Consider the following 12,684-nt stretch of genomic DNA (forward strand, 5'->3'; position numbering starts at 1 on the left):
TTTTTGATGTGCCAGCTTTGCGAAATCACAGCTCCGACCCGGACCTCCCGGCGCCGCTTCCTCGCTGCCGCGGCTTGCACCGCAGCCGGCCTCGCCCTTGCACCACCGGTTTCCGCCAAGGAAACCAAATCGCCGCCGAAGCCGCAGAATGTGCTGGCGCCGGACGCGGCGCTGGAGCGGCTGGTGAAGGGCAATCTCCGCTATGTCGAAGGCGTCTCGCGGCGACATGACTTCAAGCACGAGCGCGAGGCGCTGGCCGGCGGACAGAATCCGTTCGCCGGCATCCTGAGTTGCGCGGACTCCCGGATCGCACCGGAATACGCCTTCGACACCGGCCGCGGCGATCTGTTCGTCTGCCGCGTCGCCGGCAATTTCGCCAGCGACGAGACCATTGCGAGCCTGGAATATGCATCGGCCGTGCTGAACGTGCCGCTGTTCATGGTGCTCGGCCACGACAGCTGCGGGGCGGTCGACGCCGCCATCAAGTCGCTGAAGGACAACACCACCCTGCCCGGCCATCTGCCCTCGCTGGTCAATGCGATCGCACCGGCGGTGAAGGCGACCGAGGGCAAGGGAGGCGACCGCCTCGCCAACGCCATCAGGCAGAATGTCATCGACAACGTCGCGAAGCTGAAATCGGCGACGCCGATCCTCAGCGCCGCGGTCGATCAGGGCAAGCTCAGGGTGGTCGGCGCGGTCTACCGGCTGACCGATGGCAAGGTCGAACTGGTCACCGACGCCAAGACGGCCGGCGACTTGAAAGTCAGGTGAACGTCGCAACTCGGTGTCGTCCCTGCGAAAGCAGGGACCACGAATGCTAATTGTTGCACGGCGCCGGAACGACGAGCACGGTTCACGACGGCCGCCGCGGGGTATGGGTCCCTGCTTTCGCAGGGACGACATCTTTATGTGGAGGCAGGCTCGCACAACGTCACCTCACGTAAAGGTCGCTTCCACCTTGCCGAGGCCGTCGAGCTCCATCACGACCACGTCGCCCGCCTTGAGCCACACCGTCTTGACCAGGCTCCCGGTCAGCACGATCTGGCCGGCATGCAGGCCACGGCCCTCAGTGGCGAGATGATTGGCGAGCCAGGCGAGCGCGTTGTGGGGATGCCCGAGCACGTCGGCGCCGGTGCCGCGGCCCTCTTCCTTGCCGTTGACGATCGCGCGTCCCGCCACCGCGCGCAGATCGGGCACGGTGATGCGCGGCACCGCCTCGCCGAGGACGCAGCCGGCGGCGAAGAAGTCGTCGGCAATCAGCGTCGGCGCGCCCAGCGTCTCCCATTTGACATAGCGGTCGTCGACGATCTCGATCGCGGGGAAGTAATCATCGATCGCTTCCGCGACCCATTCGGCGGTGAACGGCGCCTCGCTGGGAGCGAGATTGCGGGCGAGCCGCACCGCGATCTCGCACTCGACGCCGACATGGACGAACTCGGCCGCCGGCAGCCGCACGCCGCTGTCATGCACGACCTTCTCGAATACGCCACCGCCGCAGGGGTGCGGGATGTTGATATATTCCTGCATCACCGCGCTGGTGCAGCCGATCTTGTAGCCGACGAGGCTGCCCACGTGTGGCTGCATCAGATCGTGCAGCGCGTACTGCACCTGATAGCCTTCGGCCTCGTCGCGCGGCGCGACGTCCTTCGGAAGCGCCTTGAGCGGCGCGCGGCTGCGACGCGCGCTGGCGATCGCCTTTGCGGCCGCGAGGACCCGATCCATCTGCGCAGCCTCCCTGATGTTCTCGGCGGCGCGGTGGCGCCTCCGTCTGCTCACTGCAATTCAGCACTCGCCGACGCGTCTGGCAAGCACGCTGGACGGGAGCTGCCGTCAGCCCTTGACGAGACCGAGCCGGATCAGGCTCTCCGCGGTCGCGACGATCATCTCCTCATTGCCGCGGGGGCGCCAGCCGAGCAGGTGCTGCGCCTTGGCGCTGGTCGAGCGGCGCACCTTGCCGAGCAGCGGCAGCGCCGCACGGGCCATCGGGTTGCGCCGTGCGGCGAGCCGCATCATCCAGTCCGGCGCCTGGAACCGCGGCACGCGCCGCGCCTTGCTGCCGAGTTTTGCGCGCAGCACCCGGGCGACCGCGAGGATCGACATGGTCTCGCCGGCGACCGCCAGGAAGCGCTCGCCGCTGGCCTCGGGCGACATCATGACGCGCAGATGCAGGTCGGCGACATCGCGGACGTCGACGAGGCCGAAATGGATTCGCGGCACCGCCGGCATCGCGCCGTCGAGCAGCGCCTTGATGATGCCGATCGACTCGGAGAAATCGGCACCGAGCGCCGGGCCGAACACCGCGGTGGGATTGACCACGGCAAGCTCGAGGCCATTGCCTTCGCGCGCGACGAAATCCCAGGCGGCGCGCTCGGCCAGCGTCTTGGATTTCGTATAGGCCTGCACGCCCTCGCCATCGAGATTGGACCACACCGTCTCGTTGAACGGCGCCGCCTGCGGCGGATGGCCGTAACCGATTGCCGCGAACGACGACGTCATGACCACGCGCCTGACGCCGGCGTCACGCGCCGCGCGCAACACCCGCAGCGTGCCTTCCCTCGCCGGGACGATCAGCTCGTTCTCGTCCTCGGGCACATAGGCGCCGAGCGGCGATGCGACATGCAGCACGTAGTCGCACCCGGCGGCCGCCTCGCGCCAACCGTCGTCGCGCAGCAGGTCGGCGATTACGAAGCCGACCTGGTCGGGCGCCGACGCACCGCCCTCGCGCAGCATCGCGATCACGTCGTTGGTGCGACCCGGATTGCGCACCGTCGTTCGCACCGCATGCCCGTCGGCGAGCAGCTGCAGGATGGTATGCACGCCGATGAATCCCGATCCGCCCGTGACCAAAACCTTGCTCATGCGCTGCCCTCTTCATGGTTCGGCGGATGGGCCCAACATTGCACTGCCCGCCATGCACAGGCCGCATCTGGTCACTATCTGACCTTGGACAAGTAGGATGAAATTCGAGACCGGTATGGAAAACAATACCAGCGATATGTGTGACGGCGGTGAATGCGAGAGCTGCCCCACCGACCCCAATGTGCTGATCGAATTCAAGCACGCGATCCACGCGCTCGGGGGAAAATGGAAGCTCGAGATCCTGTTCACGCTGATGAATGGCGGCGTGCGGTTCGGCGCGCTGCGCCGCGCGCTCGCGCCGATCACCCAGCACATGCTGACCGCGCAGCTGCGCGAGCTCGAGCGCGACGGCCTGGTGGCGCGCAAGGTGCTCGCCGAGAAGCCGCTGCAGGTCGAATACGAGCTGACGGATTCAGCCTGGAGTCTGACGCCGGCTTTCCGCGAATTGCTGGCATGGTCGAAGACGTTCGGCCCGCGCCGTCACGCGGCAGCAAGCGAGATGCCAATCGGAGCCGGACTCGCCTGAATGACGTCCCGCCATAAACCGTTTCGGCATAGGAATTACATTCCCTCTCCCGCAAGCGGGAGAGGTGCAACGAATGCGTGGCAAGGCCTGAGCACGCATCATCGACTTCACTCCATGCCAAGTGCGCGCCGGATCGCGATCTCGACCGGCGAATACGCACCGTCCGCGCGTTCCAGCCGGTACGGTTCGCCGGCAGCGAGCGACGGCTGGGCCATGAAGCGCGGCGTCGTGCCCCGATGCTTCTGCGCGGCATGCACTAGCAACGGATGGCACAGATAGACCGTGCCGGCCCCGCCCGTCGCGAGCGCGACCTCGCAGTCGGCGCCGACATCGTCGAGCACCATCCGTGCGCGCCCGGCCTCGCCCGCCGGCGCGAGGTAGCGGGCCATCGGCCAATGCGAGCCGACCCTGATCCGGGTCGGCGCGTCGTCCTCGCCGACGTCGGAGAACAGGAACAGCAGCAACAGCGCCCGGCCATGCGAGACGACATTGGCCCGCCAGGCGGAGAAGTCGCTGCGCTCGTTCGGGTCGCAATCCTCGCCGGGGAAGCTGACGTCGATATGCCAGCCGGCATCGCCGGGATCGTCCGGATGCGGGAAGCGCACCGGAAAGGTTCCGATATCGTCGCGCGGGCGCCAGCGGCCGGGACCGGCGATCTGGTCGAACGCCCGGTGCAGCAGCGGCGTGTTGATCGCCTGCCGGAACGGCGCACCGCCATAGCCGGGCAGCCGGATCACCGGGCGCGTCCAGGTCGCAGGATCGTGCTCGCTGCATGGCAGGTCGCGCCACATGATGGCGCGTCCCTGGTCGGCGAGTTCCCGGGGAAAGGCCCTGTCGATCCGGACAAAGCCCTGTTGGATGAATTGCTCGATCTGCGCGCCGTCAAGCGCAGGCGCGTCGTTTCGATGGGTCATGATTGTCTCTCAAACTGTCGCCAGCCATCGATGCTCCGCTATGCGCGGAACCTGACCGGCTCATTCGGTTTCACTGGAATCCCAGGAGCGAAAGCTCGTGGGGCCGCTCAGCGCTTCCAGGAGGAAGCGGGGTCAGCCCAGGAAAAACACCGAAGCGATGTGGAGAGTGCGTGTCATCATGGCGGCGCGAACGTACAACCGGTACGCGCCGGTAGCAATCCGTGGCGATCCGTCGCCACTATTCGTCGCGATAGACCTTCTCGCGCTTCTCGTGGCGTTCCTGCGCCTCCACCGACAGCGTTGCGATCGGGCGGGCTTCGAGCCGCTTCAGCGAGATCGGTTCACCGGTCTCTTCGCAATAGCCGTAGGTGTTGTCTTCGATGCGCTGGAGCGCCGCGTCGATCTTGGAGATCAGCTTGCGCTGACGGTCGCGGGCACGAAGTTCGATCGCGCGGTCGGTTTCCGAGGACGCTCGGTCCGCGAGGTCGGGATGATTGACGTTCTCTTCCTGCAACGTCTGCAACGTGACCTTCGATTCGCGGAGGATCTCATCCTTCCAGGCCAGCAGCTTGGCGCGGAAATAATCGCGCTGCCGCTCATTCATGAAAGGCTCTTTTTCAGTCGGCCGGTAGTTCTTCAGCTTTTCCAAAGGCAGCCATGTCCCTGTCAGGCGGAGGGAACACAACCCCTCCGCGCGGCGCCTTATATAGCCACGTCATGTGACAGACAATATCTGCCACCGCGAAAGGCGGGCCGCCCCCAAGGCCTTGCACAGGCAAACTTATCCGCCTTGCCCGGGGACGGCCCTGCCCCCTCAATAGCCGACCGTGAAACGCTGGCGGATATGGGCCGGGCGCTCGATTTCGTCGGCGAGTGCAACTGCGAAATCCTCGAACGAGATCGAGCTTTTGCCGTCGGCGGCGGTCAGCAGCTGGTCGGTTCCGAGGCGGAACTTGCCGGTCCGCTCGCCCGCCACGAACAGTGCCGAGGGCGACAAAAAGGTCCAGTTCAGGTCCTTTTCCTGGCGCAGCAGGTCGAGGAATTCAGCCCCCTTGGAGGCCTCGGCCTTGTATTGGGGCGGAAAGTTGGGGGTGGTCACCAGGCGGACGCCCGGCGCCACCTCAAGGCTGCCGGCGCCGCCGACCACGAGATAGCGACCGATCCCGGATGCCTTGGCAGCCCCGATCAGCTTGGCGGGGTCGCTGACCAGGAAATGGATCGAACTGATCGCGGCATCGTGGCCGGCCCAAAGCGCGGCCAGCGCGGCCTGGTCGTTCGCGTCACCCTTGCGGGCGGTGACATTGGGCAGGCTGGCGATCTTCTCCGGGTTGCGGGCGATGGCGGTGACGGCGTGGCCGCGGCGGGCGAGTTCCGCGGCGATGCGCGAGCCGGCCTGGCCGGACGCGCCGGCGATGGCGATCTTCATCTCAAGTCTCCGATTGGTAGTTTCCAATGGTGACTAGATAGCGAAAAGGATGTAGGTGTGAAGAAGGCACTCTCGCCTCACCTGATCACGCCGGAGTAACCGCGATGAAAGCCACGAGCCTCAAGCCGGACGCCTATGCCGCCAATTGCCCGACGCGCCAGATCCTCGACCGGGTCGGCGACAAATGGGCGGTGCTGATCCTGCTGCTGCTGCGCAGCGAGCCGATGCGCTTCAACCAGCTTCGACGCGCGATCGAAGGCATCTCGCAGAAGATGCTGTCGCAGGTGCTGAAAAGCCTGGAGCGCGACGGGCTGCTGCGCCGCCGGGCGATCGCAACGGTGCCGGTGACGGTGGAGTATTCAATCACGCCGCTCGGATCGACGCTCGCCGAAGCCGTCGATCCGCTGCGCGACTGGGCCGAACGGAATCTGAAGGACGTGCTGGCCGCGCAGCGCCGCTACGACGCGCAGCGCAAAGCACTGGCGGCCTGAGGCACTGCGGCCCGAAAGCACTGGCGGCGTGGGACAGGTGAGTTGATCGAGAGGAGCCTAGTATTGCCCGGCCTTGGCGAGCTCGACCTCGACGCGCAGTTCGATCTCGCCGAGCACGGCATCGAGGCCGGGGTCGCCGGAGGATTCCTTCAGGCTCGCCGCGGCGTCACGCAGCCGGTTCACTGTCGAGGAATCGAAATTGCCGGACAGCAGGCCGAGCTTGAGCGCATCGAGCACGTCGAGCGCGCCCTTGCCGCGGGCCACCGAGCGCTTGCGGCGTTCGGTCGGGTCCTCGACGCCCTGCAGCGCGAGCAGCGCATCGAGGCTGGCGGCGGCCTTCGGCGCCGCGGTGGAGCGCACCTCCTCCTGCGCGGTCGTCGCATCCGGCAGCGAGAAGCCGCTCGACGAGGTGCGCCGCGTGGAGCTGGTGGACGTGCCAAGCGTGGTGCCGTTCGGTCCGTAGATGCGCATGGTCGTGATCCCGCAGGCCTGAATGGGCCGAGCATCGCTGTTTTATGGTTAACGGCGCGTAAACGACCCGGCAATTTCTGCCGCCGCGCGGCAGTTTCGCGCTCCCCGGCGAACCGGAGCAAAATGACGACCCAACAATTTCGATAAATATATCAAAGCATTGCCCAAACGAGGCGGAGTGGCACGCAGCTCGCATGGTTAATGGCGGATCGCCGTCATGGGAGTGTCGTGTGATCCGCGAGTTCAGTTCGAGGGGAGCATCGGGATGCCCGGCATCCGCATCGCAAATCTGTTCGGAGTGGCCTGCGCCGCGCTGCTGGCGCTGGCGGCCTCCGCCATGCCCGCGGCCGCGACGTCGCGGATCAAGGATCTCGCCAATATCGAGGGCGTGCGCCAGAACCAGCTGATCGGCTACGGCCTCGTGGTTGGCCTCAACGGCACCGGCGATACGCTCAACAACATCCCCTTCACCAAGCAATCGCTGCAAGCGATGCTCGAACGCATGGGTGTCAACATCCGCGGCGCCACCATCCGCACCGGCAACGTCGCCGCCGTGATGGTGACCGGCAATCTGCCGGCGTTCGGCACCCAGGGCACGCGCATGGACGTCACCGTCTCGGCGCTCGGCGATGCCAAGAACCTGCAGGGCGGCACCCTGCTCGTCACCCCCCTGCTCGGCGCCGACGGCAATGTCTATGCGGTGGCGCAGGGATCGGTGGCGGTCGCCGGCTTCGCGGCCGAGGGTGCCGCCGCCAGCGTCGTGCGCGGCGTGCCGACCGTCGGCCGGATCGCCAACGGCGCCATCATCGAGCGCGAGATCGAGTTCGCGCTCAACCGCCTGCCCAATGTGCGCCTCGCGCTGCGCAACGCCGACTTCACCACCGCCAAGCGGATCGCCGCCGCGGTCAACGACTATCTCGGCGTCAAGACCGCCGAGCCGATCGATCCCTCCACGGTGCAGCTTGCGATCCCGACGGAGTTCAAGGGCAACGTCGTCGCCTTCCTGACCGAGATCGAGCAGCTGCAGGTCGATCCCGATCTCGTCGCGAAGATCGTGATCGACGAGCGTTCCGGCATCATCGTGATGGGCCGCGACGTTCGCGTCGCCACCGTCGCCGTCGCGCAGGGAAATCTCACGGTATCGATCTCCGAGAGTCCGCAGGTCAGCCAGCCCAATCCGCTGTCGCGCGGCCGGACTGTCGTGACGCCGCGCACCAGCGTCGGCGTCAGCGAGGACGGCAAGAAGTTCGCCGTGGTCAAGGACGGCGTCTCGCTGCAACAGCTGGTCGACGGCCTCAACGGCCTCGGCATCGGACCGCGCGACCTCATCAGCATCCTGCAGGCGATCAAGGCCGCTGGCGCGATCGAAGCCGACATCGAGGTGATGTGATGGCGAGCCTGATCAACAGCACCACCGGCAGCATGCCGAACAAGGCGTTGATGCCGATGTTCAACGGCCGCCCCGATCCCGTGCTGCAGGACGCGCTGAAGAAGGTGACGCCGCAGCAGGCCGCCAAGGCGAAGGCGACCGCGACTGATTTCGAATCGATGTTCCTGAATTCGATGTTCTCGCAGATGACGACCGGCCTGAAGGGCGACGGCCCGTACGGCGACACCGTCGGCACCGGCGCATGGCGGTCGATGCTGACCGACGAATACTCGAAGAATTTCGCCAAGGCCGGCGGCGTCGGCATTTCCAACGAAGTGTTCCGCTCGCTGATCCTGCAGCAGGCGAACAAGAGCTAGGGTTTCAAGGAGCAGCGCGATGAACCAGCGTCCACAGCAGCCGCGGCCAGTAGCATCCGCCTCCGCCGCGCGGTCCGCGACGTCGACGCCGCCGGACGTCGCGCGTCTCGCCAACGAGCTGACCGAAGTGATGAGCGGCCTGCTTGCCGTCATCGAGCAGGAGACCGAGTTCGTCCGCGCCGGCAATATCCGCGAAGGCATGCGGCTCGAGCCGCAGAAGTCCGAGCTGTCGCGGCGCTACATGCTCGCGGTGGAGCATCTGAAATCGATGCAGAAGATGCTGTCGCAGACTGATCCCGAGCTGCTCGCGACACTGCGCCGTCATCACGAGACGTTCCGCGCTATGCTGCAGGTGAATTTGACCGTGCTTGCAACGGCGCATGCCGTCTCCGAAGGCATCGTGCGCGGCGTCAATGCCGAGGTGCAGCGCCGCAACATTCCGAACACCTATACCGCAAGCGGACAGCGCGCCACGCCGGGCCCGCGCAACATGACGCCGATCGCGATCAGCCGCACGCTCTGACGCCTACGCTTACAATTTAGCTCAATTCGACGCCGCCCCGGCAGCGCGGCATTCAGCGTGTTTTCTAACAGCCTATTGAGAGGTTCCCCGTAGAGTTGCGGATCGTGAGGGGTTGGGATTTGACTCAAGCGAACTAGTGCCTGTGCACTACGAGGCTGCCATGAGTACAGATTTCAACATCAAGCCGGTGGGGGCACCGGTCGCGGCGCCGATGGTCTCTCCCACGAGCGATACGGCGCAGAAGGCGGTGAAGACTGAACTGCCGGCGAGCCAGAGCGTCACCGCTCCGGAGCCGAGCGTGCGCGTCACCATCGATCCCAACGCCGTCAACGCATCGATTTCAAATCAGGCTCCGTCGGTCAGCGACCAGGTCATCATCGACCGCGACGCGCGCGCCGTGGTCTATCAGGTGGTCGATAATCGCACGAATTTGGTGGTGAGGCAGTTTCCCGAAGAAGCCGTATTGCGCCGCCGCGCCTATTTCCACGCGCTCGATCTCAGCAAGGACGCGCCGACGCGGGTGCGCGCCACCGATCGCCGCGCCTAAAGCATGATCCGGAAAAGTGCGAAGCGGTTTTCCGAAAAGATCATGCTCAAACAAAGAGCTAAGGCGCGATGACGATTCAACCTAATCTCATCGCGCTCTAGCGCGGAGCAACGACCGCTCAGGTCTTCTGCGTGGCATAGGCCTTGTCGAGATAGGTCGCCCCGGTGGCCGGATCGGTGACGACATTGGCGATCAACGCCGTCCCCTGCTGCACCAGCGCGAACTTGGTATCGCCGATCCGGAACCCGCCGTCCTTGATCAGCACGTCCTGATACTTGCTGGTGCCGTCGCTTTGATAGTGGACCTTGGCGCGGAAGCCATCGACGTTGGACACCGAGATGTTGAACGACTTGTTGTTGGCGTACTTGCCGCTCCAGCTTCCCTCATAGAGGTTCGGATCGACGGCCACATAGGGCGTCTTCGACGGGACCGTCAGGCCGGCGGCCTTGTAGTTGGCCGACAGGATGCTCAACACGTCGGCCATGCCGAGGGCTCCGTCAGGAATCGATCGATCAGCCGCGACCCGAAAGGCCGGCGGCGATATTGCAGTTGATATCGATCAGCGACTTCAGTTTCGCCGGATCCGGATTCATCTGGATGTCGACGGTCTGCTTCATCACGAACACGCCGATATTGGCGATGTTCTGGCGAATCTCGAGCGGCTGCGGATTGTCGTCGCCCTGCGCGGCGCTGAGAAAGATCGACCACAGCCGGCGGTTGAACAGCAACGCGTGATCGAGCGCCTTGTCGGGACCGTTCCAGTTCGTCTGGACTTCCTGCAGCTGCCGCGCGGCCTTCAACAGCGCCTGCGCTTCGATTTCACGTGGGGACGCCGTCGTCGTGGAGGTACGAGCGTAGGCCTGGGCTGCATTCGACATTCAATGACCTCGATGGGATGCGGATTTCTCGAGCCGCGAAGACGCAATTCTAGCGCCCGATATTTATGCATCCGGCGCCTTTAAATATGGTTAGCAGCCGTTACGAAATGCGTCGTTCTGACGGCATGGACAGACACCGTAATATCCCGGAGACAAAAGAGAACGGCGGGGTTTCCCCCGCCGTTCTCGAAGCACTTGCCGGCGCGCTTAGCGGAGCAGCTGCAGCACGCTCTGCTGGCTCTGGTTGGCGAGCGCCAGCGCGGAGACCGCGATCGACTGGCGGGTCGACAGCGCCTGGCTGTTGGCCGCTTCCTCGTTGGTGTCGGCCAGCGTCAGGTTGGACGAACCGGTCTGCAGCACGTTGATCAGGTTCTTCGAGAAGTCCTGACGGATCTGCACGATCGACAGGTTCGAACCGAGCGTCGAGGCTTCGCTGCGCAACGCGGAGCTCGCTGAGCTCAGCGACGAGATGACGCTGTTCGCCGAGTTGTTGTCGAGGAAGTCGGTGCCGGCGGTCAGCGCCTTCAGACCGAGGCCGCTGGCATTGAAGGTGACGCCGGTGATGCTGAGCGTCGACTTGCCGGTCTCGTTGAAAGTCAGCTTCAGGCTGTCGCCGTTCAACAGGTTGATGCCGTTGAACGAGGCGTCCTGCGCCGTGGTCGTGATCTGCGCGATGGTGTTGTTGTATTGCGTCACCAGAGCGGCGCGCGCCGACTGCGAGGCCTGGTCGGCAACCGGGGCCGTGCCGGCCGCGCTGAAAGTCGCGGTGCCGCCGCCGGTGTTGGTGAAGGTCACCGCACCGATCGTCGAGGACGCCGCGTCATTGGTCGTGGTGATGACGAGCTTGTTGGAGCTGTCGAGGCTCGCCGTCAGGTTGCTGGCCGCCAGCGACGTGTTCAGCTGCGCCAGCGACGTGCTGGCCCCGAAGGTGAAGCTGAAGGCGGGTTGGCCGGCCGAAGCCGCGATCGCCAGCACGTCGCCGCTCTTGATCGTGGTGCCGTCGACGAGGTTGGCAGACGTACCGCCGAGCGCCGCGGTCGAGGTGACCTGCGACCTGGTGGTGTAGCCGGTCGGGCTCTGCAGCACCTGGTTGGCGATCGACTTCGCGGTATCGACCAGCTTCTGCAGCGAGGTGATGCCGGTGTTGGCGGCCTGCAGCACCTGCACACCGTTACCGATGCCGTCGAGCAGGTTGTTGATGTCGCTGGCGCGGTTGTCGAGCGACTGCGCGGTGAAGAAGTTGGTCGGGTTGTCGAGCGCCGTGTTGACCTTCTTGCCGGTGGCAAGGCGGTTCTGCGTCGTGGAGAGCAGATCGGCGGTGGACTGGAGGGAGAGGAGGTTCTGACGAACGGAGGACGAGAGAATGATATCGGACATTTCATACCTTTCTGGTGTGAAACTGAGGAAAAAGCCGCTCCAATCCTTTCTGATCGGGCGGATGGCCGATCCTGCGGTCAAGCCGCGAAGGAAAAAGAAATCTCCAGCACGGCATTTGAGACAAAGGCCGAAGAATAAAATTGTCGCCATTGGGCGAGGTCCGCCCCGAAAACTACTGAGGCGACTGACAATTCCGGCCAGATAACGACGCTCGCGCCCGCCCCCTCGTTCACCAAGCATTAACCATCATGGGAAAGGATCACTGTCGCATCGGCCCCGGGCCGCAACGGCGGCTGCTAAGCAGTGCCGAACCACTTCGTTCCGCGAGCGAAGACGTCGCGCGACTGCCGGCAAAGGAGAACGGTCATGGCCCTGAAGGTCGAACTCAAACCGAACGAGCGCATCATCGTCGGCAATTGCGTGATCACCAACACCGACCAGCGCGCCCGCCTGCTGATCGACGGCGACCGGATCCCGATCCTGCGCGAGAAGGATATCCTGACGCCCGAGACCGCGGACACGCCGGCAAAGCTGATCTATCTCGCTGTACAGCTGATGTATCTGTCGCCGGACCCGATGGCGCACCACCCGACCTATTTCAGTCTGGTGCGCGACATCATCACCGCGATGCCGAGCGCCTGGCCCTTCATCGAAAGCGTCAACAACTTCATCCTCAACGGCGACCTCTATCACGCGCTGAAGGAATCCAAGAAGCTGATCGCACACGAGGAGAAGCTGCTGGAAACCGCGCGCGACCAGCAGAACGCCGAGCGGGACGACACACGCAAGAGCGCGTAGAGATTCTTGTTTTGACGCGTTTTCTTCGCGCGGCCCGGCGTCCACTTCGCTTGAAAACGCTCCAGCCCCACTCGCCTCAACGAAAAAGGCCTCCGCGCGGAGGCCTTTTTGCTGGCTGGAGACGAGGG

Annotated in this window: 17 protein-coding genes; 8 read left to right on the plus strand and 9 right to left on the minus strand. The window is 64.9% G+C overall.

Annotated features, from left to right (window positions below; translation table 11 throughout):
• Positions 1-6 precede the first annotated feature (6 nt).
• The gene (locus tag ACVWY5_RS23000) at positions 7-771 is read left to right on the plus strand and encodes a carbonic anhydrase (RefSeq protein ID WP_028337687.1); all 765 of its coding nucleotides are present in this window, start codon (positions 7-9) and stop codon (positions 769-771) included.
• A gap of 165 nt (positions 772-936) precedes the next feature.
• Here ACVWY5_RS23000 and ACVWY5_RS23005 read toward each other — a convergent pair whose 3' ends face one another.
• Entirely contained in the window at positions 937-1,722 is a 786-nt protein-coding gene (locus ACVWY5_RS23005; protein WP_028337688.1) for a 2-keto-4-pentenoate hydratase, read from the minus strand.
• A gap of 108 nt (positions 1,723-1,830) precedes the next feature.
• Positions 1,831-2,859, minus strand: a complete 1,029-nt coding sequence (locus ACVWY5_RS23010) for an SDR family oxidoreductase (protein WP_028337689.1) — start codon at positions 2,857-2,859, stop codon at positions 1,831-1,833.
• A 97-nt stretch (positions 2,860-2,956) separates the two neighbouring features.
• Here ACVWY5_RS23010 and ACVWY5_RS23015 point away from each other — a divergent pair, with 97 nt between their 5' ends.
• Positions 2,957-3,385: a winged helix-turn-helix transcriptional regulator gene (locus ACVWY5_RS23015; RefSeq protein WP_028337690.1), complete on the plus strand. Its 429-nt coding sequence runs from the start codon at positions 2,957-2,959 to the stop codon at positions 3,383-3,385.
• A gap of 107 nt (positions 3,386-3,492) precedes the next feature.
• On the opposite strand, the gene ACVWY5_RS23020 is transcribed toward ACVWY5_RS23015, so the two are convergent.
• From ACVWY5_RS23020 to ACVWY5_RS23030, 3 genes are all read right to left on the minus strand, one after another.
• Entirely contained in the window at positions 3,493-4,299 is an 807-nt protein-coding gene (locus tag ACVWY5_RS23020; protein ID WP_028337691.1) for a phytanoyl-CoA dioxygenase family protein, read from the minus strand.
• 238 nt (positions 4,300-4,537) lie between these two features.
• The gene (dksA, locus tag ACVWY5_RS23025) at positions 4,538-4,903 is read right to left on the minus strand and encodes an RNA polymerase-binding protein DksA (protein ID WP_170991616.1); all 366 of its coding nucleotides are present in this window, start codon (positions 4,901-4,903) and stop codon (positions 4,538-4,540) included.
• A 210-nt stretch (positions 4,904-5,113) separates the two neighbouring features.
• On the minus strand, positions 5,114-5,725 hold the full coding sequence (locus ACVWY5_RS23030) for an NAD(P)-dependent oxidoreductase (protein ID WP_028337692.1): 612 nt from the start codon (positions 5,723-5,725) through the stop codon (positions 5,114-5,116).
• A gap of 104 nt (positions 5,726-5,829) precedes the next feature.
• Between ACVWY5_RS23030 and ACVWY5_RS23035 the strand changes: the two genes are divergently transcribed.
• The gene (locus tag ACVWY5_RS23035; protein WP_028337693.1) at positions 5,830-6,216 is read left to right on the plus strand and encodes a winged helix-turn-helix transcriptional regulator; all 387 of its coding nucleotides are present in this window, start codon (positions 5,830-5,832) and stop codon (positions 6,214-6,216) included.
• Positions 6,217-6,273: 57 nt separating this feature from the next.
• On the opposite strand, the gene ACVWY5_RS23040 is transcribed toward ACVWY5_RS23035, so the two are convergent.
• Positions 6,274-6,687, minus strand: coding sequence for a flagellar assembly protein FliX (locus ACVWY5_RS23040; protein ID WP_028337694.1), 414 nt, complete (start codon positions 6,685-6,687; stop codon positions 6,274-6,276).
• Between the two features lie 265 nt (positions 6,688-6,952).
• Between ACVWY5_RS23040 and ACVWY5_RS23045 the strand changes: the two genes are divergently transcribed.
• The 4 genes from ACVWY5_RS23045 (at position 6,953) to ACVWY5_RS23060 (ending at position 9,503) form a co-directional block, all read left to right on the plus strand.
• Positions 6,953-8,077: a flagellar basal body P-ring protein FlgI gene (locus tag ACVWY5_RS23045; RefSeq protein ID WP_028337695.1), complete on the plus strand. Its 1,125-nt coding sequence runs from the start codon at positions 6,953-6,955 to the stop codon at positions 8,075-8,077.
• Positions 8,077-8,433 (plus strand): flagellar assembly peptidoglycan hydrolase FlgJ, encoded by a 357-nt coding sequence (gene flgJ / locus ACVWY5_RS23050; RefSeq protein ID WP_028337696.1) that lies wholly within the window; start codon positions 8,077-8,079, stop codon positions 8,431-8,433. Before ACVWY5_RS23045 ends, flgJ begins: the two co-directional genes overlap by 1 nt.
• 19 nt (positions 8,434-8,452) lie before the next feature.
• The gene (locus ACVWY5_RS23055) at positions 8,453-8,956 is read left to right on the plus strand and encodes a hypothetical protein (protein ID WP_028337697.1); all 504 of its coding nucleotides are present in this window, start codon (positions 8,453-8,455) and stop codon (positions 8,954-8,956) included.
• Between the two features lie 160 nt (positions 8,957-9,116).
• Positions 9,117-9,503: a hypothetical protein gene (locus ACVWY5_RS23060; protein WP_028337698.1), complete on the plus strand. Its 387-nt coding sequence runs from the start codon at positions 9,117-9,119 to the stop codon at positions 9,501-9,503.
• A gap of 118 nt (positions 9,504-9,621) precedes the next feature.
• Here the strand turns inward: ACVWY5_RS23060 and ACVWY5_RS23065 are convergent, their stop codons facing one another.
• From ACVWY5_RS23065 to ACVWY5_RS23075, 3 genes are all read right to left on the minus strand, one after another.
• Positions 9,622-9,987: a hypothetical protein gene (locus tag ACVWY5_RS23065; RefSeq protein ID WP_016846761.1), complete on the minus strand. Its 366-nt coding sequence runs from the start codon at positions 9,985-9,987 to the stop codon at positions 9,622-9,624.
• Between the two features lie 28 nt (positions 9,988-10,015).
• A complete protein-coding gene (flaF, locus tag ACVWY5_RS23070) occupies positions 10,016-10,381 on the minus strand; it encodes a flagellar biosynthesis regulator FlaF (protein WP_016846762.1) in 366 nt (121 codons plus the stop codon).
• Between the two features lie 207 nt (positions 10,382-10,588).
• Complete coding sequence (locus tag ACVWY5_RS23075) at positions 10,589-11,758, minus strand: flagellin N-terminal helical domain-containing protein (RefSeq protein ID WP_028337699.1); 1,170 nt, start codon at positions 11,756-11,758, stop codon at positions 10,589-10,591.
• A 366-nt stretch (positions 11,759-12,124) separates the two neighbouring features.
• Here ACVWY5_RS23075 and flbT point away from each other — a divergent pair, with 366 nt between their 5' ends.
• Entirely contained in the window at positions 12,125-12,556 is a 432-nt protein-coding gene (gene flbT / locus ACVWY5_RS23080; RefSeq protein ID WP_028337700.1) for a flagellar biosynthesis repressor FlbT, read from the plus strand.
• Positions 12,557-12,684 lie beyond the last annotated feature (128 nt).

The organism is Bradyrhizobium sp. USDA 3256 (assembly GCF_054058275.1).